General features: G+C 65.8%; 24 protein-coding genes and 2 tRNA genes. 11 read left to right on the forward strand and 15 right to left on the reverse strand.

Annotation, left to right across the window (positions count from 1 at the left end):
* Positions 1-57: 57 nt before the first annotated feature.
* A complete protein-coding gene (locus QF038_RS16825) occupies positions 58-738 on the reverse strand; it encodes a response regulator transcription factor (protein ID WP_307611478.1) in 681 nt (226 codons plus the stop codon).
* Positions 735-1,976 carry a cell wall metabolism sensor histidine kinase WalK gene (locus QF038_RS16830; protein WP_307613512.1) on the reverse strand — a complete coding sequence of 414 codons (1,242 nt, stop codon included), beginning with the start codon at positions 1,974-1,976 and terminating at the stop codon, positions 735-737. The genes QF038_RS16825 and QF038_RS16830 overlap by 4 nt, the downstream gene beginning before the upstream one ends.
* 207 nt (positions 1,977-2,183) lie before the next feature.
* Here QF038_RS16830 and phoU point away from each other — a divergent pair, with 207 nt between their 5' ends.
* Entirely contained in the window at positions 2,184-2,846 is a 663-nt protein-coding gene (gene phoU / locus QF038_RS16835) for a phosphate signaling complex protein PhoU (protein WP_307611480.1), read from the forward strand.
* A gap of 74 nt (positions 2,847-2,920) precedes the next feature.
* On the opposite strand, the gene QF038_RS16840 is transcribed toward phoU, so the two are convergent.
* Entirely contained in the window at positions 2,921-3,667 is a 747-nt protein-coding gene (locus tag QF038_RS16840) for a phosphoglyceromutase (RefSeq protein ID WP_307611481.1), read from the reverse strand.
* A 116-nt stretch (positions 3,668-3,783) separates the two neighbouring features.
* Between QF038_RS16840 and QF038_RS16845 the strand changes: the two genes are divergently transcribed.
* Positions 3,784-4,629, forward strand: coding sequence for a class I SAM-dependent methyltransferase (locus tag QF038_RS16845; RefSeq protein WP_307611483.1), 846 nt, complete (start codon positions 3,784-3,786; stop codon positions 4,627-4,629).
* A gap of 60 nt (positions 4,630-4,689) precedes the next feature.
* Here QF038_RS16845 and QF038_RS16850 read toward each other — a convergent pair whose 3' ends face one another.
* Positions 4,690-5,058: a DUF2516 family protein gene (locus QF038_RS16850; RefSeq protein ID WP_307611485.1), complete on the reverse strand. Its 369-nt coding sequence runs from the start codon at positions 5,056-5,058 to the stop codon at positions 4,690-4,692.
* Between the two features lie 9 nt (positions 5,059-5,067).
* On the reverse strand, positions 5,068-6,258 hold the full coding sequence (locus QF038_RS16855; RefSeq protein ID WP_307611487.1) for a PLP-dependent aspartate aminotransferase family protein: 1,191 nt from the start codon (positions 6,256-6,258) through the stop codon (positions 5,068-5,070).
* Positions 6,259-6,369: 111 nt separating this feature from the next.
* Here QF038_RS16855 and tmk point away from each other — a divergent pair, with 111 nt between their 5' ends.
* From tmk to QF038_RS16880, 5 genes are all read left to right on the forward strand, one after another.
* Positions 6,370-7,026: a dTMP kinase gene (tmk, locus tag QF038_RS16860; RefSeq protein WP_307611489.1), complete on the forward strand. Its 657-nt coding sequence runs from the start codon at positions 6,370-6,372 to the stop codon at positions 7,024-7,026.
* Positions 7,023-8,165 carry a DNA polymerase III subunit delta' gene (locus QF038_RS16865; protein WP_307611491.1) on the forward strand — a complete coding sequence of 381 codons (1,143 nt, stop codon included), beginning with the start codon at positions 7,023-7,025 and terminating at the stop codon, positions 8,163-8,165. The genes tmk and QF038_RS16865 overlap by 4 nt, the downstream gene beginning before the upstream one ends.
* Positions 8,166-8,183: 18 nt before the next feature.
* Positions 8,184-9,752 (forward strand): alpha/beta hydrolase, encoded by a 1,569-nt coding sequence (locus tag QF038_RS16870; RefSeq protein WP_307611493.1) that lies wholly within the window; start codon positions 8,184-8,186, stop codon positions 9,750-9,752.
* A gap of 104 nt (positions 9,753-9,856) precedes the next feature.
* A tRNA-Thr gene (locus QF038_RS16875) sits at positions 9,857-9,929 on the forward strand.
* A gap of 909 nt (positions 9,930-10,838) precedes the next feature.
* Positions 10,839-11,096 (forward strand): hypothetical protein, encoded by a 258-nt coding sequence (locus tag QF038_RS16880; RefSeq protein WP_307611495.1) that lies wholly within the window; start codon positions 10,839-10,841, stop codon positions 11,094-11,096.
* A gap of 90 nt (positions 11,097-11,186) precedes the next feature.
* Here the strand turns inward: QF038_RS16880 and QF038_RS16885 are convergent, their stop codons facing one another.
* Complete coding sequence (locus QF038_RS16885; protein ID WP_307611497.1) at positions 11,187-12,011, reverse strand: DUF1206 domain-containing protein; 825 nt, start codon at positions 12,009-12,011, stop codon at positions 11,187-11,189.
* A gap of 398 nt (positions 12,012-12,409) precedes the next feature.
* On the opposite strand from QF038_RS16885, the gene QF038_RS16890 reads away from it, so the two are divergent.
* The 3 genes from QF038_RS16890 (at position 12,410) to QF038_RS16900 (ending at position 14,338) form a co-directional block, all read left to right on the forward strand.
* Complete coding sequence (locus QF038_RS16890; RefSeq protein WP_307613513.1) at positions 12,410-13,054, forward strand: DNA alkylation repair protein; 645 nt, start codon at positions 12,410-12,412, stop codon at positions 13,052-13,054.
* Between the two features lie 79 nt (positions 13,055-13,133).
* Positions 13,134-14,114, forward strand: coding sequence for a hypothetical protein (locus QF038_RS16895; protein ID WP_307611499.1), 981 nt, complete (start codon positions 13,134-13,136; stop codon positions 14,112-14,114).
* A gap of 38 nt (positions 14,115-14,152) precedes the next feature.
* On the forward strand, positions 14,153-14,338 hold the full coding sequence (locus QF038_RS16900) for a hypothetical protein (protein WP_091422226.1): 186 nt from the start codon (positions 14,153-14,155) through the stop codon (positions 14,336-14,338).
* A gap of 111 nt (positions 14,339-14,449) precedes the next feature.
* Here the strand turns inward: QF038_RS16900 and QF038_RS16905 are convergent, their stop codons facing one another.
* From QF038_RS16905 to QF038_RS16945, 9 genes are all read right to left on the reverse strand, one after another.
* Positions 14,450-15,295 carry an aldo/keto reductase gene (locus QF038_RS16905; protein ID WP_307611501.1) on the reverse strand — a complete coding sequence of 282 codons (846 nt, stop codon included), beginning with the start codon at positions 15,293-15,295 and terminating at the stop codon, positions 14,450-14,452.
* A gap of 62 nt (positions 15,296-15,357) precedes the next feature.
* Positions 15,358-15,840, reverse strand: coding sequence for a hypothetical protein (locus tag QF038_RS16910; protein ID WP_307611503.1), 483 nt, complete (start codon positions 15,838-15,840; stop codon positions 15,358-15,360).
* 5 nt (positions 15,841-15,845) lie between these two features.
* Entirely contained in the window at positions 15,846-16,475 is a 630-nt protein-coding gene (locus QF038_RS16915) for a bacterial proteasome activator family protein (protein WP_307611505.1), read from the reverse strand.
* 98 nt (positions 16,476-16,573) lie between these two features.
* Positions 16,574-16,777, reverse strand: coding sequence for a YbdD/YjiX family protein (locus QF038_RS16920; RefSeq protein WP_091422215.1), 204 nt, complete (start codon positions 16,775-16,777; stop codon positions 16,574-16,576).
* Positions 16,777-19,077 carry a carbon starvation CstA family protein gene (locus QF038_RS16925; protein WP_307611506.1) on the reverse strand — a complete coding sequence of 767 codons (2,301 nt, stop codon included), beginning with the start codon at positions 19,075-19,077 and terminating at the stop codon, positions 16,777-16,779. The genes QF038_RS16920 and QF038_RS16925 overlap by 1 nt, the downstream gene beginning before the upstream one ends.
* 273 nt (positions 19,078-19,350) lie before the next feature.
* Positions 19,351-22,215, reverse strand: a complete 2,865-nt coding sequence (locus QF038_RS16930; protein WP_307611508.1) for an FtsX-like permease family protein — start codon at positions 22,213-22,215, stop codon at positions 19,351-19,353.
* Positions 22,215-22,952: an ABC transporter ATP-binding protein gene (locus QF038_RS16935; RefSeq protein WP_307611511.1), complete on the reverse strand. Its 738-nt coding sequence runs from the start codon at positions 22,950-22,952 to the stop codon at positions 22,215-22,217. Before QF038_RS16935 ends, QF038_RS16930 begins: the two co-directional genes overlap by 1 nt.
* Positions 22,949-23,557: a PadR family transcriptional regulator gene (locus QF038_RS16940; protein WP_307611513.1), complete on the reverse strand. Its 609-nt coding sequence runs from the start codon at positions 23,555-23,557 to the stop codon at positions 22,949-22,951. The genes QF038_RS16935 and QF038_RS16940 overlap by 4 nt, the downstream gene beginning before the upstream one ends.
* Positions 23,558-23,691: 134 nt before the next feature.
* Positions 23,692-24,675 (reverse strand): NAD(P)H-quinone oxidoreductase, encoded by a 984-nt coding sequence (locus tag QF038_RS16945; protein WP_307611515.1) that lies wholly within the window; start codon positions 24,673-24,675, stop codon positions 23,692-23,694.
* Positions 24,676-24,783: 108 nt separating this feature from the next.
* Between QF038_RS16945 and QF038_RS16950 the strand changes: the two genes are divergently transcribed.
* Positions 24,784-24,871: transfer RNA gene (locus QF038_RS16950), tRNA-Ser, on the forward strand.

The following is a 24,871-nucleotide window of genomic DNA, read 5'->3' on the forward strand; positions in this document are numbered from 1 at the left end:
AGGGGCCGGCCGGCCCCTCCCTTTCTCTGTGCCTTTTGTTTTGGTGAGCCCTTGGTGCTACGGCTCGAACTTGTAGCCGAGTCCGCGGACGGTCACCAGGTATCGCGGTGCTGAGGGATCGGGTTCAATCTTGCCGCGCAGCCGCTTGACGTGGACGTCGAGGGTCTTGGTGTCGCCCACGTAGTCGGAGCCCCAGACGCGGTCTATGAGCTGCCCGCGCGTGAGCACCCGGCCCGAATTGCGCAGCAGCATCTCCAGGAGTTCGAATTCCTTCAGCGGGAGCAGCACTTGTTCCCCGCCCACGCTTACCACGTGGCGTTCGATGTCCATCCGCACCGGACCGGCCTGGACCGTAGAGGGAATCAGTTCCTCCGGTTCGCCCTGGCGGCGCAGGACAGCCCTGACCCTGGCCACCAGTTCGCGGGAGGAGTAGGGCTTGGTGACGTAGTCATCCGCGCCCAGTTCCAGGCCCACCACCTTGTCGATTTCGGCGTCCTTGGCCGTCAGCATGATCACCGGGACACTGGAGCGCTGGCGCAACTGGCGGCAGACCTCGGTGCCGGACAGCCCGGGAAGCTGCAGGTCCAGCAGGACAAGGTCTGCGCCGTTCCGGTCAAATTCGGTGATGGCGTCGAGGCCGTTGTCCACCACTTCCACTTCGAACCCCTCTTTGCCCAGCAAATAGGACAAGGGATCGCTGAACGATTCCTCGTCCTCCACAATCAAGATCCTGCTCAAGCGTTGGCTCCTCGTTCTTTTGCGCCGGCGGCGCGTGGTACCTGGGTGACAGTTGGCTTAGGGGGTCCCTGCCCGGCCGCGCTGTTGGCTGCCGGCTGCGGGAGCTCCTCCTCGGCGTCCTGGCCCTCCATCTCGGGCAGGCGCAGGGTGAAGGTGGAACCCTGGCCGGGCTGGGACCAGAGGGTCACTTCCCCGCCGTGGTTGGAGGCGACGTGCTTAACGATGCTCAGTCCCAGGCCGGTGCCGCCGGTGTGGCGGGACCGGGCTGCGTCAACACGGTAGAAACGCTCGAAGACCCGCTCCTGGTCCTCCGCGCTGAGTCCCTCGCCCTGGTCCGTCACCGAGATCGACACCAGCCCGTCCCTGGACCGCACACCGATTCCGACCCTGGTGTTCGCCGGGGAGTAGCGGATGGCGTTGTCGATCAGGTTGCGCAGCGCGGTCACCAGCAGATCCTGGTCGCCAAAGACGTTAGCCTCGGTCCGGCCGCCCACAACGATGCGGATGTTCTTGCTTTCGGCCGGGAGCTGGGAACGGTCCACGGCTTCCGCGATGACCGCGTTGACGTCAATGGGGCCGCCCTCCTGGGTAACGCTGGCGCCCTGCAGCCGGGAGAGCTCGATGATGTCCTGCACCAGGGCAGCGAGCCGGCCGGACTCCTTGTGCATGCGCTTGGCAAACCGGCGCACTGCCTCTTCGTCATCGGCCGAGGACTCGAGGGCTTCGGCGAGCAGGGAGATAGCGCCCACCGGCGTCTTCAGTTCGTGGGAGACGTTGGCCACGAAGTCGTTGCGGATCTCCTCGGTGCGCGTGATTTCCGTACGGTCATCTGCCAGCAGGAGGATGTATTCCTCACCGAGCATGGCTGCCCGCACCTGGACAATGATGGTGCCTTGTCCCAGTGGTCCCCGTGGCAGCTCCAGTTGCTTCTCCAGGATGACGCCATCGCGCCGCACTCCTGCCGTCATGTCCAGCAGTTCCTTGTGGACCACGGTGTGCCCGCGGACCAGCCCGTAGGCATAGGCGGCAGGACTTGCGCGGACCACGCCGTCAACGGCGTCCACCACCACAAAGGCGCGTCCGACGACGGCCAACACCTCGGCTGCACCGGCCGGCAGCGCGAGTTCGTCGGCGTCGATATCCAGCAGCCGGCGCTGCTTCTCGCTGACCCTGTAGGCAAGGACTCCAAACGTACCGAGCGCCAGGCCAACGAGGCCGGCGACCAGACCGATGAGCATAGGATCCACAGCTCCACCTTATGCGCTGGCAGGCGGCCATCAGCACCTCCCGGGCTGCTGCGCCAACGGTTCAACTAACGTTCATCTTCAAGGGCCTAACCGTTTACCGGATACTGGCAGAGTAACGAGTTGGACTGCCGAACGGCGACATGAATTCCTGCTGTCCGGATGCGGGCGGGACGGGAGTTCCAAGGAAAGGACGCCTACGTGCGTAAGGTTTTTCAGGAAGAGCTCACCCAGGTTGGTGACCAGCTGGTGGAGATCTCCCGGCTGGTCAGCGAAGCGATGGCGAAGGCCGCCACCTCGTTCCAGGTGGCAGATGTGGATCTTGCCCAGGATGTGATCGCTGCGGATGCCCGCATCGACTTCCTGCAGAACAGCCTGGATGAACGGGCCATCGACATCCTGGCGCTGCAGGGCCCTGTCGCCAGCGACCTGCGGATGATCGTGGGATCCCTGCGGATGAGCGCGTCGTTGGAGCGCATGGGTGACCTCGCCCGGCACATCGCCCAGCTGGCCCGTCTCCGGTTCCCCTCAATCGTTATTCCGGAATCCATGACGGCGACGTTTAAGAGCATGGCGGTCCTGGACCAGGAGATTGCGGACAAGCTCACCGTTCTGCTGGAGACCCGCGACCTTGAGGTGGCCCGGGACATCCTGAAGGCCAACACCACCATCAATGATCTGCACCTGAGCGTCTTTAAAGCCATCGCGGCTCCTGAATGGGCCGGGAGCCCGGCCACTACCGTGGACGTTGCATTGGCCAGCCGGTACTTCGAGCGCTTCGCGGACCATGGAGTCTCCGTTGCGCAGAAGGTCACCTACCTGGTGACCGGCGCCTGGCAGCCGAACGCCACCGAACACAGCTGACCGTTCGAGACCTTGGAGCAGACGACGGCGGGCTGGTCACTTTCTGTGACCAGCCCGCCGTCGTACGTTCTACTTTATTTCTTACCCTGGTTGGCGACGGCGAGGATGGCCTCTTCCGCAGCCGCGGGGTCGAGGTAGGTGCCGCCGCGCTTGATCGGCTGGAAGTCTTCATCAAGGTCGTAGACCAGCGGGATGCCGGTGGGGATGTTCAGGCCCGCGATGGCTTCGTCGCTGATGCCGTCCAGGTGCTTGACCAGTGCGCGCAGCGAGTTGCCGTGGGCAGTCACCAGCACGGTCTTGCCGCTCTTCAGGTCGTCCTTGATGTCCGATTCCCAGTACGGCAGCAGGCGGACCAGGACGTCCTTCAGGCATTCGGTGCGCGGCAGGGCGTCACCGAGGTCTGCGTAGCGGGGGTCGCGGGCCTGGGAGAACTCGGAATTGTCGTCCAGGGGCGGCGGCGGGGTGTCGTAGGAACGGCGCCACTCCATGAACTGCTCTTCGCCGTACTCGGCCAGGGTCTGGGCCTTGTCCTTGCCCTGCAGTGCACCATAGTGGCGTTCGTTCAGGCGCCAGTCGCGCTTGACCGGGATCCAGCCGCGGTCAGCCTTGTCCAGGGCAATGTTGGCGGTGTTGATGGCGCGCTTCAACAGGGAGGTGTAAAGGATGTCCGGGAGAACATCGTTCTCAACCAGGAGCTCCCCGCCCCGTGCTGCTTCCGTGCGGCCCTGGTCGTTGAGGTCTACGTCCACCCAGCCGGTGAACAGGTTCTTGGCGTTCCATTCGCTGTGGCCGTGGCGCAGCAGAATCAGCTTGTAAGTCATGATTTTCATCCTAGCCGAGCGCCGCTGCCGCCCGCCCAGCGTTACAGGCGGCGCCCCTCCAGCGTTACGAAGGAGCCGGCAGCGGACGATTATGCCCGCAACGATAAAGTGGGCCGGTGGTGCAAAAAGCTGAACGGGTGGCCGCCCCGCAGATAACCGGCAGGAAGCCCAACGGCCGGCAGGGCCGGCCGGTGGGCAACGTCACCCGGGGCACCACCAACCCCAACCGCATGCGCCGGCTGGACCGCTGGTTGACCGGGCCGCAGGCCTGGCGGCTGCGCTCCGCCCCAAACCCCCTGGTGGTGGACTTGGGATACGGTGCCACGCCCGCCACCGCCGTCGAACTTTTTGAGCGGCTCGCTGCCATACGGCCGGACGTTCAGGTGTGCGGGATAGAAATCGAGCCGGAAAGGGTCCGTGCCGCCTTGCCGCTGCAACGGCCCGGGCTGAGCTTCCAGGTGGGCGGTTTCGAAATCCCTGTTCCGGGCCGGCCTGTGCTGGTGCGCGCCTTTAATGTGCTGCGGCAGTACGAGGAAGCGGATGTAGCGGGCATCTGGCGCCTCGTGCAGGACCGGCTGTCCGAGAACGGCCTGTTTATCGATGGCACCTGCGACGAGATCGGGCGGCGGGTCACCTGGGTGGCGCTGGATGCCCGCCGGCCGCTGTCATTGAGCTTGTCCGTTCGGTTCGGCAGTTTTACCCTGCCCTCCGAGATTGCCGAGCGGCTGCCCAAAGCACTGATCCACCGCAATGTCCCCGGGGAACCGGTTCACGCCCTGATGCAGGCCATGGACCGGGCCTGGCTGGAATCGGCCCCGCTTGCTTCGTTCGGCAACCGGCAGCGCTGGCAATCGATGTGCCGCCTTCTGCGCGATGCCGGGTGGCCGGTGCAGGACGGGCCCGCACGCTGGCGGCTGGGCGAACTGACGGTGGACTGGGAAGCAGTGGCCCCGCGCCGATAGCCGACCGGGCTGGTTTACAGGTGGATCAGGCCAACTGCCGTGGGCCCACGCCGGCAGGGATTACCAGGGCCCGTAAGGGCCGGTGTTGCGCGTGCCGCCACGGCCGGCATCCTTGACTGCCGGGCGGACGTCGGCGAGGTAGACGGACGCTGCCACCACGGCCGCGAGCCCGAACAGGCCCAAGGTGCCAAAGAATCCGCCGTTGCCACCGTTGTTGAGCATCGAGAAAACCGAGATAGCGCCGACCAGCACAGCACCCCCCGTCAGGGCGAGCCAAAAACTCTTGGTCCGCTTGCCGGTGGCTTCAAAGGCATTTGCCCTGTGCCTTGCGCAGTCGACAACAGCCCACAACTCCAGCCCGAATGCCACAAAGGCAAGGATGAAATACACGGCCCGCTCTACAGGCAGGATAATCAGTTCACCGTCCACAAGCCCAGCCTAGCCGCCCAGCGCGTCCAGCGCCTGTTTCAGGTCAGCCCAGAGGTCCTCGACGTTTTCGATGCCGACGCTGAGGCGTACCAGGTTTTCGGGAACACTGGCCGGTTCGGCGGTGTGCCTGCGGCGGCGTTCGATGAGGGATTCAACCCCGCCCAGTGAGGTCGCCGGCAGCCACAATTCCAGGGCCCGTACCAGCGCGTCCGCGGCATTGGCGCCGCTGAGCCCTCCCACCGGTGCCACCTGGATGCAGATGATCGAGCCGAAGCCCTTCATCTGTGCCTTCGCGCGTTCGTGTCCGGGATCGGCGGGAAGTCCCGGGAACCGAAGTGATTCGACCAGCGGATGGGCAGCCAGCCGATCAGCCAGGACCAGTGCGGAGGCCTGGGACCGTTCAATCCTCAACGCGAGGGTCCGCAGCCCGCGCAGTGCCAGCCAGGCTTCGAACGGGCCCGCGATCCCGCCGTGGATGATCCTGTGGTGAAGCAGTGCGGAGCGGATATCGGGGTTGGATGTCACCAGGGCGCCGAGGACGACGTCGGAATGGCCAGCCAGGTACTTGGTCACCGAATGCAGGACGACGTCCGATCCCAGCAGCAGGGGCTGCTGGACCAAGGGAGTGGAAAAGGTGTTGTCCGTGACCACGATCGCTCCGGCGGCGTGCGCGGCTTCGGCGAGGGCAGGTACGTCGGCGATCCCCAGCATCGGGTTGGTAGGGCTTTCCAGCCAGAGCATGGCAGCGCGGCGTGCGGCCGGACCGCGGGGCGAGAGCGCTTCCTTGACGGCCTCCGTGTCCGCAATGTCCACGGTCCGGAGTTCGATGAAGCCCTTCTGGGCAAGCTCGGCGGCCATCACCAGGGAACCGGAATAGCTGTGCGACGGCATCACCAGCACTCCCCCGGCCGGGATGAGGGAAAGCGCCGAGCTGACGGCGGCCAGGCCGGACGCGTAGAGGAGGCCGGGCAGTTCCGAGCCTTCGAGCTGTCCGAGCGCCTCTTCAAAAGGATCCCAGGTGGGGTTGGAGTACCGGCCGTAGCCGCGGTCCCCGTCGGCAAGCGGACCGCTGCCAAAGTATGTGGAGGACAGGACGATGGGCGGGTTGACCGGCTGGTCCCGGTCCCTCGGGGGACGTCCGGCGGCGACCACTACCGTCTCAGCTGCCAGGGACGCCGCTTGCTGTTCGGAAAGGCTCATGGAGAAAAGCGTACTGTTCGCCGGCGGGAGCCTTGAAAGCCGCCTCCAGCCCTGTCCACATGGCACCGGCCTCAAACTGCGATTGACGGTGCGGATCGGTAGGCTTGTCCAGTGAGCAAACAACGCGCGGGTCTTTTCATCGCATTTGAGGGCGGGGACGGCGCCGGCAAGTCCACCCAGGCAGCCCGGCTTGCGGACGCCCTTGAATCACGCGGACTCACCGTCTTGCGCACCCGGGAGCCCGGCGGAACGCCGATAGGCGAGAAACTGCGGTCCCTGGTCCTTGACCACGGCCAGGGGCACATCGATGCCCACACTGAAACCCTGATTTTTGCCGCCTCCCGGGCAGCGCATGCAACCCAGGTGATCCGGCCTGCCCTCGAACGCGGCGACGTGGTTTTAACGGACCGCTATATCGATTCCTCGGTTGCCTATCAGGGCGCCGGGCGGAACCTCGGCAAGGACGCGGTGCGGTCCATTAACGCCTGGGCTACCTCCGGCCTGGAGCCCCATCTCACAGTGCTGCTGGATGTTGACCCGGAGGTTGGCCGCCGCCGCAGGACCGCGGGCGAGGCTGCCGAAGACCGGTTGGAATCCGAAGCTGACGAATTCCACCTGCGGATCCGGGACGCCTTCCTGGAACTGGCCGCCAGCCGCGCAGGTTCCTACCTGGTGCTTCCTGCGCATCTTCCCGTCGATGACCTGGCCGCACAGATCCTGCAGCGCGTGGACGCCCTGCTGGCCGCGGCGAAGGTGGACAGCGCATGACGGTCTGGGACGACCTGCAGGGCCAGGCCGCCGTCGTGGAACAATTGCGCCAGGCCGCCAGCGGCGAAAACCTGACGCACGCGTGGCTTTTCACCGGCCCGCCGGGCTCCGGCCGTTCGAACGCGGCCAAAGCGTTCGCCGCTGCCCTGAACTGCGACGAGGAGGATGTCACCCGGCGCGGTTGCGGGCAGTGCCCCGCGTGCCTGACCATCCTGGGCGAAACCCACTCGGACGTCACGTTCGTCCGGACTGAAAAGGTGACCATCACCATTGATGAGGCCCGTGAGCTGGTGGCTACAGCGGGCAACCGGCCATCTGCCGGCCGCTGGCGCATCATCGTGGTCGAGGACGCGGACCGGATGGCCGAGCGGACCACGAACGTCCTGCTGAAGGCCATCGAGGAGCCAACCCCGCGGACGGTATGGATGCTGTGCGCACCGTCCCCCGCCGATGTCCTGGTGACCATCCGTTCGCGATGCCGCAGCGTGGCTTTGCGCCTGCCGCCCGCCGCCGATGTGGCTGCCCTGCTGGTGAAGCGCGACGGCGTTGAACCGGCTTTGGCGGAACGTGCGGCGCGGGCGGCTCAAAGCCATGTGGGCATTGCCCGGCGGCTGGCCCGGGACCCCGCGGCTCGGGAGCGCCGGCTCGAGACGGTGCGCTTCCCACTGGGACTGCGCGGGGTCACCGCTGCGGTGATCATGGCGGAAAAGCTGGTCAAGATCGCAACGGCCGAGGCCACGAGTTCCAACGAGGAACGCGACGCAGCCGAGAGGGCCGCCCTGCTGGCCACACTTGGAGCACCGGAATCGGGTACGCTCCCGCCGGCCATGCGGAGCCAGGTGAAGCAGCTTGAGGAGGACCAGAAGCGCCGTGCCAAGCGGTCCGTCACCGACTCGCTGGACCGCACCCTCACGGACCTGCTGTCCTTCTACCGGGATGTGACGATTATCCAGCTCGGGAATGCTGTGGAGCTCGTCAACGTTGAGTTGACGAGTGAATTGGAGGAGTTTGCCAGCCGCTCCACTCCAGAAGCCACACTTGCCCGGATGGATGCCATCAATAAAGCCCGTGAACGCATCACCACCACCAACGTAGCCCCGCTGTTGACCATTGAGTCCATGGCAGCCAGCCTGATCTAACCCTTCCAAGGAGACCCGATGACTGCCCGCTCCCTGCCCGCATGCCCTGCATCCTGGGTGATTGCGGCACGTGCCGCCGGGGCCATGGCCCTTGCCATGGTTCTGGCCAGCTGCAGCCTCCTGAATGGCGGCGGCGACCGCAACCAGGAGGCAGCCACGGCAAAGGCCGACCCCTCGATTGTGGCGTCCGCTCCGGCCGGGCTTGAGGAGTTCTATTCGCAGGAAGTGGTGTGGGAGCCCTGCGAAAACAGTTTTCAGTGCGCCAAAGTGGATGTGCCCATGGACTATGGCAATCCCGGCGGCGACACCATTGAACTTGCGGCCTTGCGTTCCCCCAGTACGGGCAAAAGAACAGGCAGCCTGCTCGTCAATCCTGGCGGCCCGGGGGCGTCCGGGTACGACTTCGTCAAGGATGCCGCAGGCACACACTTTTCCCAGGCGGTACGCGACGCGTACGATCTGGTGGGCTTCGACCCCCGGGGCGTGAAGCGCTCCGCCCCCGTGACCTGCATGACGGACGCCGAACGCGACGCTGCCCGTGCCAAGATCTACAACCTGGACACAGACGCCGGCCTGGAGGAAGTGCTGTCGGACAACAAGGCCATTGCCGCCAAGTGCTCCGAGCAGACCGGGGCCGTACTGGCCCATATCGACACCGTGAGTTCGGCCAAGGACCTGGACATCCTCCGCGCCGTGGTCAACGACTCGAGGCTGAACTACCTCGGATACTCCTACGGCACGTTCCTGGGGTCCACTTATGCCTCACTTTTCCCAGACAACGTGGGCCGCATGGTGCTGGACGGTGCACTTGATCCGTCCATCAGCAACGAGGAGCTCACCCGGGGCCAGGCGCGCGCCTTTGAAAAGTCCATTCGGGCTTATGTCGAGAGCTGCCTGAAGCAGGACGGGTGCCCGCTGAGCGGAAACGCCGATTCCGGCGTGCAGCAGATCCGCGACCTCATCAACGCTGTCCAGCAAACGCCGCGCACGGCCAAGGACGGCCGGGTGGTCAACGCCACGATGTTCGTCAGCGGCCTGATTACCCCGCTGTACAACGACCAGAGCTGGCCTGCACTGACCCAGGCCCTGGACGCGGCTATGGCAGGGGACGTGAGCCTGATGCTTCGGCTGGCTGACTTGGGTGCGGACCGGGCGTCCAACGGCACGTACACCTCCAACTCAACCTTCGCGTTCAACGCCATCAATTGCCTGGACTATCCCATGGAGTCAGATACCGCAGCCATGCGGGCTGAACAGGAGCGGCTGATGCAGGACTCCCCCACTTTCGGGTACTTTTTCGCCTATGGCGGCACCAACTGCGCTGACTGGCCGTACAAGAACCTCCGCACACCCGCACCCGTGGAATACACCGGTGATGCCCCCATCGTGGTGATCGGTACTACAGGCGACCCCGCTACCCCGGTGGAATGGGCCGCATCGCTCCGCAAGCAGTTGGGCAATGCCTCGCTGCTGACCTGGACAGGCGAAGGCCATACAGCTTACGGCCGGTCCAACAGCTGCATTGAGGACCCCGTGGACCGCTACCTGGTCAGCGGTCAAGTGCCCGCCGATAACACGGTGTGCTGAAGGCCTCAGCCGTATAGCCCCAGGCCATTTTGACCCGGGCGCGGGGACTCTATTACAGTTGACTCTTGCATGAAGGGCCCGGTTCTTCCGGGCGGTTATGCGGTGCTTCCTTAGCTCAGTCGGTAGAGCGTTTCACTCGTAATGAAAAGGTCATCAGTTCGATTCTGATAGGAAGCTCGGGATAAACCCCGGACAGCCCCTGAATTCAGGGGTTTCCGGGGTTTTTCGCTGGTTAAGCGACGTCGCCCGCTTGCGCCTCCAGGCATTGCGGCTACGGAACTCCGGGCGCCGTGGAGCCAGAACGTCAGAGGGTGCGCCTGGTCTTCGGTGCCCTGCGCTACTCGAAGAGCTCGACGCGCGGGTCGCCCTGGACGCCGCTGCGCTGCATGGCGTCCCTCAGGTCGTCCCTGCCGAAGAACGCCCTGGCGGTGTCCACGTTGTCGAAATGATGGATGACGAGGACGTTGTTAGGATCATCGATGGTGCTTCTCCTTTAAAAAGTGCCGCGCGGTTCCTTCGGACCGGCCCCTGGGCAAGTGAGCGTCAGGGCATGGTCGTCGACGGCACGGACACAACGCGGACACAATCAGAGCGGCACAGGATTGGGCCGCCACTGGCTGTGTCACTCCCGCCCTCACAGACTGTCTACAGGCGCCGGCTGCCGCTGAGTGTTCCCGGTGCCAGCCGTCCGCGAACTCCTCCATTCCCCGCTTCTGCGGCAGGCTCAGCATGCGCCGCGGGCCAGCCTTCCACCGGCATTGATTTTTATGGACTCCCGGTTCATCCGGGGGTAGGCTGACCTCCACGCGGTCTGAGGGCAGGTCCGGTTCACCTGCGCCGGCGGGGCCGCCCTTGAAGCACATCGGGGGGAAGATGATGGTTCTCGTGTCTGACCTGGGACGGCAATTTCCTACGAATGCGCGCAGTGCCCCTGAGCCCATCAATCCACATCCCCCCGACGGAGTCTCAGGTACCGCCGGAGGGAAGGCCACCATCGAATACGCCCGTGAAGGAGTCGTGCGCATTACGGTGCCTCCGGGCAGCCGGATCACGGCAGAGGACGGGGCCTTAATCCGGGACCGTTTCTTGACGCTTACTGCAGGTGCCGGTGCCGCTGTCCTGCTGCAGGTCGCCGGGGTGGAGTCCGTGAGCAAGGAAGCCGTTCGGATCATCGTTGAAGCTGTCACCGTCACAGCCTTTGCAACGCTGGGCACCACCGACGTGGACCGGGTCATCGCCCACGGTCGGCGGGGACTACCGGTGCCGCGGTGCCCCATCCGGTATTTCTCTGATGAACAACAAGCCTTGGCGTGGCTGACCCCGCAGGCCCCGGGCGGTTCCTGAATCAATTCTTTGAATTTTGGCGGCGAGAAGTGATGAGGGAGCCATTCCTGAGGTTCGTGGGGGCCCGAGCGGCTTTGACCAAGCGCCGCTTTAGAACTTCCCGAACCGTGCCCGGGCCATCGAGTATGCGCCGTAGCAGATCAGCCCTGCCGCAATTGCGGCCAGGAGGAACACGCCATACGGCTGCGAACCCAAGGTTTTCAGCCCGCCGTCCAGGCCCGAGGATTTCGAAGGATCCGCAGTTGCCGCTGCAGTGATGATCAGAATTCCCACCACCGCAAGGACAACACCCTTTGCGGTGTAGCCGATGGTCCCGATCCATTTGACCGCCGAACGTCCGCTCCCCGGGTCCTGCAGGTCCTTCATAAACTTCCTCGTGACGCCGCGGTAGGCATAATAGGCGCCAGCAAAAATGATCGCCAGACCGGCGGCGATCAGCAGCACCACGCCGGCGGGTGCACCCATTAGCCTGGCCGTAAAATCACTCGCGGACTGGCCGGAATTCTTGCTTCCGCCGGATGCGAAGACAGCGAAGGTGAAGGCCAGGAAGGCGAAGACCACGGCTTTCCCAACGGCTGCCCCCGCCCTTTTCAATTTCTTCTTCGACTCGCTTTCCGTACGGGCCACATAGAACGCTTCGCTGACCATCCAGAGGGCCAGGGCCCCGCAAGCCACCAGACCCGCCCAGAGCAGCACTGGCCCGCCCGGCTTGGAGGCGATCGATGCTATCGCACCGGATTGGTCGGCCTGCCCACCCTGGCCCCGGTCCACCTGAAGGGCGATGACGCCGATCAGGATGTGCAGCAGTCCGATGAAGACGTAGCCGGTTCGAGCCAGGATGCGCAGTCCCGGGCTTCGGCTGGCCGACGCAGCTTCGGATACCGCCCGGTTAGCTTTCCCCGAGACACTGCCCATGACCGGCCTTTCCCGATATGCACCTGTAATCCAATCGTGCGCCCGGCAGCCCAGCCCACTACTCGGCGGAATAGTTCAGTGTAGATCTCTGCAGTCTGTCCGGACAGACGTAGCAGGGCAGGATAACCCGCTCCCTGCACTGCCGGGCTGAAAGTGGACTTGGCCGGACTCCTGTGCAGGAAGCCACGCTGGAGTCTTCCCTGCGAGGCTCCCGCCGCCGTCGTGCCACTGGTTCAAACGCGGGCCCCGCCGGAGAATACCCGGCCGGTATGCGGCCGACGTGCTTGCGTCGTAGGCTGAACCTCGCAGGCGACGGAAAGGAGCCAGACGTGGCCGGGACGGCACTAAACGGGACGGTCTCGAAGGAAACGGCGTTGGCCGGTGCGGCGACCGAGGTGATGGCTGAGCTCGCTGCCCTTGAGGACCCGCGGGTGCGGGAGGTTAACGAAAGGCACGGTGACGATCACGGCGTAAACCTCAGCAAGCTCCGCGCCGTGGCAAAACGGCTCAAGACGCAACAGGAACTCGCCCGGCAGCTGTGGGCCACGGGTGACACGGCAGCGCGGCTGCTGGCACTCCTCATCTGCCGCCCCAAGGAGTTCGGGCGCGACGAGCTGGACGCTATGCTGCGGGAGGCCGCCACACCCAAAGTGCATGACTGGTTTGTGAACTACGTGGTGAAGAAAAGCCCCCACGCAGAAGAACTCCGCGGCCAATGGTTGGCTGCCCCCGATCCTGTGGTTGCCAGCGCCGGCTGGGCGCTGACCAGCGAACGCGTGGCGAAGCAGCCTGACGGCCTTGACCTCACCAAACTGCTCGACGTCGTCGAAGCTGACATGAAGGACGCCCCGGAGCGGCTGCAGTGGGCGATGAACACCTGCCTGGCCACCATCGGCATCTGGCACGCCGAACACCGCGGCAGGGCTGTCAGCATCGGCGAGCGGCTGGAGGTCCTCAAGGACTACCCCACTCCTCCTGGCTGCACTTCGCCCTTTGCGCCAACATGGATTGCCGAAATGGTGCGGCGGCAGCAGAACATATAGGAACAGTAGCCACTTACAGGCCTTGGCCCCGCTGCAGGCCTGTCAGTCAGGAGCAACACCGGCCCCTAAGATGGCGTGCATGGATGACGAGGCCCTGGCAGAGATTGCAAACGAACTCTATGCCAAGCCGCTCGAGGACTTTATCGGCGCCCGTGCAGCCGCGGCGAAGGAAGCGGCCGGATCGGACAAGGAGCTGGGGGCGGCTGTGCGCGGGCTCCCCAAGCCGTCGGTTGCCGCCTGGGCCGTGAACATGCTCGCACTGCATCAACCAGACGTCCTCGCCGGGCTGACGGATCTCGGCAGCCGCATGCGTGAGGCGCAGGCCTCACTGGACGCCACTGCACTGCGTGAGCTGGGACGTGAGCGCCGCACCATGCTGGCTGCCGCTGTCGACACCGCCCGTGCGGTGGCGCAGAAGCAGGGCCGGTCCATCAGCGATGCCATGGCAACGGACGTAGAAGAGACCTTGCGCGCCCTGACCGCCGATGCTGGAGCGGCCGCCGCTGTCCAAAGCGGCCGCCTGCTCAAGACGCTCTCGGCGGACGGCGTAAACGCCGTGGACCTTGACGGTTTGGTGGCGGTCCCCGCTGCCCTCCCCGCGGCGCCCCGGACCGCTCCCGCTCCGGCTGGGGCGGCCCCTGACCAGCGGCGGAAGGCGGGTACGACGGCGGCGGGCACCTCCCGCCCGAAGCCGGACAAGCCGCGGCTCGAGGCAGTCCGGCAAACACCGCGGCCAGCGTCACCGCCCGCGCTTGAGAAAGCAAAAGCCGCGCTGGCCGAAGCCGAGGCCGCGCAGGCAGAGACCACTCAGCTGGCCCGGGACCTGCAGGACCGGGCGGACGGGGCACGCGCCGAGATGGCTGAACTCCTCCAGGAAACAGCCGAACTCCGGGCACGCCTCAAGGCGGCTGAGGACAGGCTCGAGCAGTTGCGCAGAAGCCTCGCCGGCACTGCTGCCGAGGCAAAGCAGGCGGTGCGGGCTGCGGACAAGGCAGAGCGGACTGCCATGCTGGCGCAGGAGCGGGTCCTTCGGCTGGGCAGCACAGACACGCCGTCCTGATTCCAAGGAATGTCAGACCCCGGTTGCACACTGGATTTATGGAAAACCAACCCGTACAGGAATTTCACGTCACCTACTTCGACGCCGACTGCGGCCGTGCCCGGGCTGAAGTCTTTAACACCCTGGCAGAGGCAGAACGCTTCGCCAGCCGGCACTGCCACGGCGAGGACAGCTGGGCTGTTGTGGACGCCGTTCCCGTGCAGCAGGTCCGCATCGCCGCCTGAGCCGGTCGCGCTCCAGCAGGCAGCCGAGGGGTCTTTCCGGCGGTTTAAAGCAGCAACCCGCGCTGCCCGGGCAAAAATGCCTGGCAGCGCGGGTTGCGCGGTCCGCTGGTTCTAGGCGAAGTCGGAAACTGCCGGGTCCGGCCCGATCCGGCCTTCGCCCTTGGCGGTGCTGTCCAGCGCATTGATGGCTTCGACGTCACCGGCGTCCAGGGAGACATCCAGCGCTGCGAAGTTTTCGCGGATCCGGGACTCGGTGACGGACTTCGGGATCACCACGTTGCCAATGGCAAGGTGCCAGGCAATAACAACCTGGGCGGGCGTGGCTCCGTGCTTGGCAGCAATGGCGGCCACTGCGGGGTCCTCCAGGAGCTCGCCGCCCTGGCCCAGCGGGGACCAGGCCTGGGTCAGGATCCCTTTCGAAGCGCCGAATTCGCGCAGTTCCCGCTGGCTGAAGTAGGGGTGCAGCTCGATCTGGTGGATGGCCGGAACCACGCCGGTTTCGTCGATGAGACGCTGCAGGCCCTCAACGGTGAAATTTGAGACACCGATGGACTTCACCCGGCCGCGCTTCTGCAGCTCGATCAGCGCCTTCCAGGTGTCCACGTACTTATCCTGCTTGGGCTGCATCCAGTGGATCAGGTACAGGTCCAGGGTCTTGAGGCCCAGCCGGTCCATGGACTCCTCGAACGCGGCGAGGGTGGACTCGTACCCCTGGTCCGCGTTCCACAGCTTGGTGGTAATAAAAAGCTGCTCGGGCGACAGGCCGGAGCTGGCGATTGCCCGGCCAACACCGGCCTCGTTGCCGTAGATCTTGGCGGTGTCGATGTGGCGGAAGCCCGCTTCGAAGGCCTGGCGGACCACCTTTTCCGCCACTCCGTCCTCAACCTGCCATACGCCGTAGCCGAGCTGGGGAATCTGGTTTCCGTCGTTGAATGTCAGTGTGGGTGAAGAAGTCATTCTTTTATCCTGCCAAACTACAACGGTCCGGCCGTCGAAATACCCCCGAGTAAGCCAGACGCTTAACCGGGAATATCTTCCTGCCCGGACGTGGAGTCCGGGCCTTCCTCGGCAAGGTGCCTCTCGGCGTCGGCCACCTGCTGGAACACTGCCTCGGCGCGGCGACGTACGGACGCGGCGCCTATCGGGATGGGGCCAACGGCGAGCCGGAGCATGGCGGCAGCTTCGGAAGTGGTGGCCAGGGAATTGCCGGCTTTGGACAGCGCGCGGTGGACGCCGGCCAGCCGGACCGGGATATCCAGTCCTTCGCTGGGCGAGCGCCGCTGCGCTTCCGTGCAGACAGCCCTGACACGTTCCAGCAGCGCGGCGAGCTCATTGGCGATCTCCACGAGCTCGCCGTAGAGCTGGTCGTCCTCCACGCCTTCGAGAACCTGGTGGAAGCGGTCCAGCCCGCGGTGGAAGCGGTCGTGGGCGCGGCGCCACAACCCCTTCCCCAATTCCACGTCGTCCTTGCGCCCCTGCCTGGCGGCGCTGAAAAAGCCCAATGAACCTAGAGGTACTGTCCGGGACCGTGGTCCGGATCGTTCGGCTGGCCGGGGCCTGCCGGCGTGCCCGGACGGGCGCCGGCGGGGGCCCGCTGCGGCTCGCCGTTCTCCCCGATCACCACACCGGGTGCGATCACCGTGCCAGGCGGGAGCTGGCGGAGCTGCATCTGCGCCGCGGCGTGCTCGCGGGCGGCGTGCTGTGCGGCGATGGCTGTCTGGATGCCGTGGAACAGCCCCTCCAGCCAGCCCACCAGCTGGGCCTGGGCTATGCGCAGCTCAGCATCGGAGGGGGTGGCATCATCGGAGAACGGCAGGCTGATCCTGCCCAGCTCCTCCACCAGTTCAGGCGCCAGCCCGTCCTCGAGCTCCTTGATGGAGCGCTCGTGGATCTCGGCGAGCCTTCCCCGTGCGGCGTCGTCCAGCGGGGCGGACTTCACCTCCTCCAGGAGCTGCCTGATCATGGTGCCGATCCGCATCACCTTGGCCGGTTCATCAACCAGATCCTGCAGGTTGCTGCCTTTGGGTTTGCTGCCGTTTGCCGGCACTGCCGGAGCTGGTGCAGGCTGGCTGTCATCGATGGTGGTGCCTTCTACCGGGAGGTCCTCAGGTGCCTGAGTGTCGTTCGGATCGCTCATGCGTTCATACTCTCATGAGCGATCCGCCCAAGGTCCACTCGATGAACCCCGCCGGCGCAGTGTCCGCTACGGGCTCAATCATCCGTTGCGGGGCCCAATCAGCAGCACCGGCCCTGCGGGTTGGAGTCCTGCCGGTCCGTCCGGTCCCGCCAGAACTCCCGCTCGCTCAGCGGCGGCGTGTTGTGCCCTGAGGCCTGGTGGTGCTCCAGGTACTTGGTATAGGCATCGGCACCAAGGACGCCGCCCAGGTAGCGCGCGAACCCTCGGAAGCCGCGGGTGACGGCAGCGAGTCCGGTGCTCATCAGTGGTGTCCTGCCCGTTCGAACCTCAGCTCGGCCGGCACCTTGTCCCACTCGGCCATCAGCTCCCGCTCGGCGGGTGTGGGAATCAGCCCGGCGGGGGCAAAGACCCGCGAAGGCCTGGCAGGATCCTCGTTGTCCTTCACGGCTGTCCCGTGCGCGCGGCTCCGGAACGCATTGACGGTGGCGAGCAACGCCGTCGCGATCACGATGATGCTGAGCACCACAAAGATGACTGAAAGCCAGCCCTGGATGGCAGTATTGCGCACCACGGCTTCCATGGCTGCCACGGATTTCGCCGTGCCAAATTCAGTCTTCCCGTCTGCGAGCGCTTTGCTGAAGGCGGCGTTGTTGGCGAAGTACCCCACCGCCGGGGTGGGCGAGAAGATCTTCTGGTAGCTGGCGGTGATGGTGACCACCGCTGCGAAGGCCAGCGGCAATGCCACGATCCAGAGGTACTTGAAGGTGCCCTGTTTGGCCACGATGGCCAGGCAAACAGCCAGGGCGATGGCGGCCAGCAGCTGGTTGGCGATTCCGAACAGCGGGAACAGCGTGTTGATGCCGCCCAGCGGATCAGTGACGCCCATCAGCAGCACCGCACCCCAGGCACCCACCATGATCGCCGTGCAGAGCCACGCGCCGGGCCGCCAGGACGCTTCCTTGAACTTGGGAACGAAGTTGCCGATGGAATCCTGGAGCATGAACCGGGCAACGCGGGTTCCGGCGTCGACAGCGGTGAGGATGAAGAGGGCCTCAAACATGATGGCGAAGTGGTACCAGAAGGCCATCATGGCCGTGCCGCCGATGAACTGCTGCATGATGTGGGCGAGGCCCACGGCCAGTGTGGGTGCACCACCGGTGCGGGAGACGATGCTCTCCTCGCCCACGTTCGCGGCGGTCTCCGAGAGCAGGTTCGGGCTGAGGTTGACGCCGGACAGTCCGAGGCTGTTGACCCAGGTGGCGGCCGTTTCGACGGTTCCGCCGGTCAGGGCTGCCGGAGCGTTCATGGCGAAGTAGAGGCCGCGGTCAATCGAGATGGCCGCCACGAGGGCCATGATGGCTACGAAGGACTCCATCAGCATGCCGCCATAACCGATGAAGCGGGTCTGCCGTTCCTTTTCCACCAGTTTGGGTGTGGTGCCCGAAGAGATCAGCGCGTGGAAGCCGGACAGGGCGCCGCAGGCGATGGTCACGAACAGGAACGGGAACAGCGCGCCGGGGAACACGGGCCCGTTCTCCCTGCTGGCGAATTCGCTGAACGCCGGAACGGTGATCTCCGGGCGGACCACAATGATGGCCAGCGCGAGCATCACGATCACGCCGATCTTCATAAACGTGGACAGGTAGTCCCTGGGGGCCAGGAGCAGCCAGACCGGCAGGATCGCTGCGATGAAGCCGTAAACAATGAGGCCCCAGGCGATGGTCACCCGGTCCAGTGTGAAGATGTCCACGCCCCACTGGGTCTCGGCCACCATGCCGCCGCCGATGATGGCCGCCATCAGCAGGACAAACCCGATCAGCGAGACTTCCATCACCTTGCCGGGCCGCAGGAACCGGAGGTAGACGCCCATAAACAGGGCGATGGGGATGGTCATGCCAACGGAGAAGACGCCCCACGGACTTTCGGCCAGGGCGTTGACCACCACCAGGGCGAGGATTGCCACGATGATGACCATGATGAGCAGGGTGGCCACCAGGGCAGCGGTGCCGCCGATGACGCCGAGTTCCTCGCGCGCCATCTGTCCCAGCGAACGGCCGCCGCGGCGCATCGAGAAGAACATCACCAGGTAGTCCTGCACGGCGCCGGCAAGCACGACGCCGATGATGATCCAGATAGTGCCGGGCAGGTAGCCCATCTGGGCGGCAAGGACCGGGCCCACCAGGGGGCCTGCGCCGGCGATGGCGGCAAAGTGGTGGCCGAACAGGACGTTCCGGTCCGTACGCACGTAGTCCTTGCCGTCCGCCTTGTATTCAGCGGGGGTGGCCCGGCGGTCATCAGGCCTGGTGATGTAACGCTCGATGACCTTGGAGTAGAAGCGGTAACCGATCAGGTATGTACAAACAGAAGCAAAAACGAACCAGATGGCGTTGACGGTCTCACCGCGGATGATGGCGAGCATAAACCAGGCCACGCCGCCCAGCAGGGCAATCGCTGCCCAGAGCGCGATTTTTCCGGGCGTCCACTTCTTCTCTTCCGCCTCGCGGACGGTCTCGTCAATTGCCGACGGCGGGAGCGCGGTATCGGTGGCGACCGCACCTTCCCTCCGGGCTGCGCTCCGTCGATGATCCGGTGTTCCGGCCATGTCTCCTCCTTGAGATTCGTCCTCATCTGCTGACAGGCACCCTACCAACGGGGAGCTTGGACCGGACTGTGTTTTGCCGTGATCAGGACCAGCCTGCGCCGAACGGCAGGCACCCGGCGACGAGCGTCGGGCCGCACCGCTGTCGAAGGTGTTGCGGGTCCCTTGCACGGCTGCCCGGAGGGCAGCTCCTAACCCCACGGTAAGCCTGCCGGCGCCAATCAGAAAGACCCCCCGCGGGATCAAAGGCGCTGTTCAGGTACACGGGGGTCCCGCTCAGGTACCCAGCGTGCGCCGTGACGCCGGCAGGCGCGCACGCGTAAAGAGCCAGGCCAGCAGGGCGCCGGCCAGGGGCACCGCAATGACGAGCGCCAGCAGATGCAGCCAGGGCACCTCGACGGCAGTGCGCAGCTCGGTGGAACCTGCAACGAGCACCGCCGGCAGGGTCCCGGCGATGCTGCCGAGCAGGATTCCCAGCCCAGCGGTCAGCAGCGCCTGGGATCCTGCAAGGCTCTTCCGCAGGCGGGGCGAGGCACCGATGCCGGCGAGGGTTACATGGTCCGCGCGCGCATCCGCCAGGGAAAGGCCTGTGGTTATGCCTGCGGCGCTAAACGTGATCACCGCGCTGATGGCAACGATGGACCAGGTCATCCACGAATCGCCCTGCGGGATGCCCGGTTCGGCCCAGAATCCGACGGCGGGCTGCTGGTACAAGGCCGCGACGGCCCCGGCTGCAGCATCCCTCTCCGCGGCCGAGGGAAAGCTGTTGAGCTGGACCAGGAGTTCGGCCGGCTCGGGATGCAGGTCCAGGCGCCCGGCTGTTTCCGGCGAAATGACCCCATAGTAGGGAAGGGGTACAGCGGGTTCGACCACAATGGCGGGAAGCGTGCTGCTGGTGACCGTCTCATGCATGCGGGCAGGGTCCGCCGGATCCTGGACCTGCGTGCGCACGTCCTGGCCCTCGAGCACCACCGTCCCGTCCCGAACGAAGACAGCGTTGGTCACCACCATGCCGCCGGACTCTAGGACTGCCAGGGCCTCAGGTCCGGCCTCGATGCCGAGGACGGCACTGATCTCGTCCGCGCCGCCCACCAGGATGGAACGTTGGGAACCCGGCGACTGGGCGAGGGAACCCCGGCAACGCCAGTCCTCGGGGTCCACCACCCGCCGCTCCGGCGTCACGGGGCACTCGTTGCCCGCGGGCCTGCCCAGTGAATATTGCAGGCAGTTGGACGTGGCAGTGCGTGCCGGCCCCGACACTTCCGCGCCATTGCCAAAAGCGCAGTTTTGAACGTACGCCGGTGCGCTGACGGTCCTGGTCCAGGCAACGTTGCCGGTGGCACCTTCCACGGCGGAAGCGAGTTCGGAGGGATCGACGACGACCGCCGGCTGGGTGCTGCCGTCCGGCAGGAGGGGCTGCTCCAGGGACAGCGGCAGGAAGGCCTGGTTTTCCAGCGCGGTCCATGAATGGTTCTCCCGCATCATTGCCTGCTGGCTGGCCGCAAGGACCAGTGCGGCGCTGGCCAGCGTGGCGGCGGCGAGGACGGCCCCTACAGCCGGCACCGTCCGGCCCCGGTTCCTGGCCGAATCACGGGCAGCCATCCGCAAGGACAACGGCAGCGTACCTGTCCGCGCGGTCAGCAGGGCTACGAGGTATCCGGCCAGGAGCACCAGCGCGGCGACGGCCAGCACGGCGCCCCCAATCAGCAGGGATGTGACCAACGGCAGTTGCCCGGCCCTCCGGTCCGGATCCCCGGCCGACTCCCCCAGAAGCCAGCCCGCCGCCAGCAGTGCGCCGGCCAAAAGCAGCAGCACAGCACCGGCCACGGTGGCCCGCTTCCCGCTACCGGCAGGTGCCCGTCCGGACTTTAGCGCACCCAAGGCCGCCTGCCTGGCAACCCGGTTGGCCGGGGCCACGGCTGCGAGGAGGCAGCACACCAGTCCCAGGACCATGGCCGCCAGCGTCAGCAGAACGTCGGGGTGTACGCCGGCAAAGCGGGCCGAGCCGAGGGAGCGGACCCAATAAACCACCGCTGCCCCGGACGCGAGCCCCAGGACAGCGCCGGAAATAACAGCGATGCCACCAAGCCAGAGCCCGCCGGACGTCACCACGGAGCGGACGGTTGGTGCGTCGGCTCCGGATGCTGCCAACAGAGCCAGTTCCCGGACCTGCCTTTTAGCGCCGACGGCGAACGCAGCTCCCGCCAGGAGGCCCACCTCCAGCAGCGCCAGGGCAGCCACCAGGCCGAACGTTGTGTACAACGCCACAGCTCCCGACGATGGTGATTGCGGCGGGACGCCGCCGACGCTGCGCTCGGCCAGGGACGGCGGATTGAGCACCACGCTGCGGGAGAGCACACTGACGCCCTGCCGGTTTGCCGCGAGGATCTGCGGCCAGGCCACCGGTTCGGAGCCAACCAGGTAGTAAGACGTGGCGTTCGGGGACCGGGGATCTTGCTTCAGGACATCCTCGGGCACTTGCCCCTGCTGCAGGAAAATGACGGAGTTCCGGTCAGAGGCATCCGCATCCCGGATGGTTCCCACCGGCACGAAGGTGCCGGCCGACGTCGTGATTTCCTCTCCGAACCTCAGGGTGAACCGCTCAAGCAGCCCCGGCGACACCAGGGCCTCGCCGGCCGCCTGCGGAGCCCTGCCCTCAAGCAGCGTGAATTTTCCGGCGAAGGCAGGATGCAGCGTATCCGCCACCACGCCCTGCAGGGACACCAGCGCCGCCCCGACCCCCGTGGTCAGGTTCAGCTGCCGCAGCGGCAACACCTCATAGCCCGCGGGGAGAAGGTCCTGGGGATTGGCCGGCTTGAAGTCCGGATCGTAGACGCCGGTGCTGGAGGCCACCATGGCGTCGTTGAGCGGGTCCTGGACGGAGTCGGCATTGGGAGCAGGCAGGGTGCTGAACCTGGCCTGCGTTTCCCCAAGCTCGAACTCGACAATTTCTTCGGGGGTTCTTTGCGCGCTCTGGAACAGCGTGGCGGCGCCTGTCATTCCGGCAACGGGAAGCATGATCAGCAGGATGATGAGCAGCGAGCGCCCTTTGTGCCTCCTGATGTCCCGGCGGGCCACGCGCAGGGCAACGCGGAAGCTGCTCCGGCGCCCTTTCGGCGCCGGAGCGAGATCAACCCTCATCAGAGCCCTGCCTGGGCCAGGAGCATGGCGGGATCGTGCATGGCCGCTGCCTGGTCCACGATCCTGCCGTCGCGCAGGAACACAACCCGGTCCGCCCAGGCAGCATGCCGTGCCTCGTGGGTCACCAGCATCACGGCGGCCCCGGCATCAGCGCGGGCGCGCAATACTTCCATCACCCCCTGGCCAGTGGTTGAGTCAAGTGCGCCGGTGGGCTCGTCGGCGAGGATCAGCCGCCGCTGCCCCACCACGGCCCGCGCGATGGCTACCCGCTGCTGCTGCCCGCCGGACATCTGGTCCATAAAACGGTCTGCCAGTTCCGTGATTCCAACCTGCCGCAGGGCATCCAGTGCCTGCCGGCGGGCCTTTTTCCACGCTGTGCCGTCCAGTTCCAGCGGCAGTGCAACATTCTCGGCCGCCGTGAGGGTGGGCACCAGGTTGAAGTCCTGGAACACATAGCCCACGGCGCGGCGGCGAAGGCGCGCCAGTTCGTTCAGCCCCAGTCCCGCCAGGGGCGTGGATTCCACAAAGACACCGCCCGACGTCGGGCGGTCCAGTCCCCCGGCCAGCGCCAGCAGGGACGACTTTCCGGACCCGGACGGCCCCATCACCGCGACAAACTCGCCCGCCGCGATGGTGAGGTCCACCTCGCGGAGGGCGGCGACCGCCGTCGCGCCTTCCCCGAAGGTCCTGCTGACCTTCGCAAGTTCAAGGACCTGCTGCGGCCCCTGGACGCTCACCGGCGGCTGTCCGCGTTGAGCGGGGTGGCGTCTTCCGTGACCCCGTTGGACGTTTTGCGTGCCTGGCCCGGCCCGGCGGACTGCGCCTGCTGGACCATCCTGGCCTCACAGAGGTCCAGCCAGCGGACCTCCGCTTCCGTCTGGAAGATCAGGGAATCAAGGACCAGCAACCAGGCAGTATCACCGGCGCGCTGGTTGGCGGTGGTGTCCCGGCGTGCCTTGGTGTAGTCCTGCAGCGCCCGCATGGACGCGGCACGCTGGGCCTGGATGATGGCCTGGACATCCACACCGGGCAAGGTCACGGCGAGCGCCAGCTTGATAGCGAGCTCGTTCCGGGGCGGGTTGTTCCGCTCCACCGGCGCCGCGAACCAGTTGTTCACCTCAGCTTTGCCCGCATCGGTGATGCTGTAGACCACGTGGCCGTCGCCGTCGTCGCCCTCCTTGGTGACCAGGGCGTCGCGTTCCAGCCGGTCCAGGGTGGTGTACACCTGCCCGATGTTCAGGGGCCAGGTGGCCCCGGTGCGGCTTTCGAACTCGACCCGCAGCTGGTAGCCGTAGCGCGGCTGGTCCTGCAGCAGGGCGAGGAGACTGTGACGGATGGACATGTGCTCCTTGTGCTTTGGCGGCAGTCCGCACGGTCCCCCAATGGCCCGTGCATACCGCGTATGGCACTGAGCCTAGCGGAGTAGTTTCGTTTCGGCAATACTCAGTATCTAACTAGGGCCGGGACCCGGGTTAGTTAAAGGAGCAGGAGGATTTTGCCTACGTGGTCGCCGCTGTCGAAATAGGCGTGGGCGGCCTGGACCTGTTCCAGCGGGAAGGTTTTGGCCACCAACGGGCGGATCCGGCCGTCAGTGATCATGGGCCAGACGGCGTCGCGGACGGCGTTCATAATGGCGCCTTTTTCCTGGACAGGCCGGGGCCGCAGCGCCGTGGCCACTACGGCGGCGCGCTTCTTCAGCAACTGGCCGAGGTCCAGTTCACCCTTGGCGCCGCCCTGCAGGCCGATCACCACCAGCCGCCCGTAGTCGGCGAGTGCGTCCACGTTTTGGGCTAGGTACTTGGCGCCGACGACGTCGAGGATCACGTCCGCGCCGCGCCCGCCGTTCTGTTCACGCAGGCTCGCCGGGAAATCCTCCTCCGCATAGTTGATGGCGATATCCGCGCCCAGGAAAGCCTTGGCCGTTCCCACTTTTTCGTCCGAACCTGCCGTTGTTGCCACCTTGGCGCCCAACGCCTTGGCCAGCTGGATGGCCATGGTGCCGATCCCGCCGGTCGCGCCGTGGATCAGGACGGTTTCCCCGGGTTGGAGCTGGGCGGTCATCACCAGGTTGGAGTAGACCGTGGCGGCCACCTCTGGAAGGGACGCCGCTGTCACCAGGTCCACACCGTCGGGAACCCTCAGGACCTGCTCGGCGGGAACGGCCACCTGCTGGGCGTAGCCGCCGCCGGCCAGCAGCGCCACCACCTTGTCACCGAGGGAAAAGGGCTTGCTGACGCCGGTGCCGAAGCCGGCGATCCGGCCGGATACCTCGAGGCCTGGGATTTCCGAAGCGCCCGGCGGCGGCGGATAGAAGCCCCGGCGCTGCTGCACGTCCGCCCGGTTCAGGCCGGCGGCGACGACGTCGATCAGCACCTCACCCGGCCCGGGTACCGGAGCCTCCGTTTCGCGGACCTCCAGGACCTCCGGGCCGCCCGGTTCCGAAATATAGACGGCTTTCATGGAACACTCCCGTTTCTGACTGAATACTCGCTGCAACCAGTGTGCACCGGACACCTTGTTTGCCTCTGTTTTGTTGCAGGCAAGTGCCTATGAAACACTACTAGTGGAGGAAGGTTGTCCGAGCGGCCGAAGGAGCTAGTCTTGAAAACTAGTGTGCGGTAACCCCGTACCAAGAGTTCGAATCTCTTACCTTCCG

The sequence above is a fragment of the Pseudarthrobacter sp. W1I19 genome, assembly GCF_030817835.1.
In the GTDB taxonomy this organism is placed as follows: Bacteria; Actinomycetota; Actinomycetes; order Actinomycetales; family Micrococcaceae; genus Arthrobacter.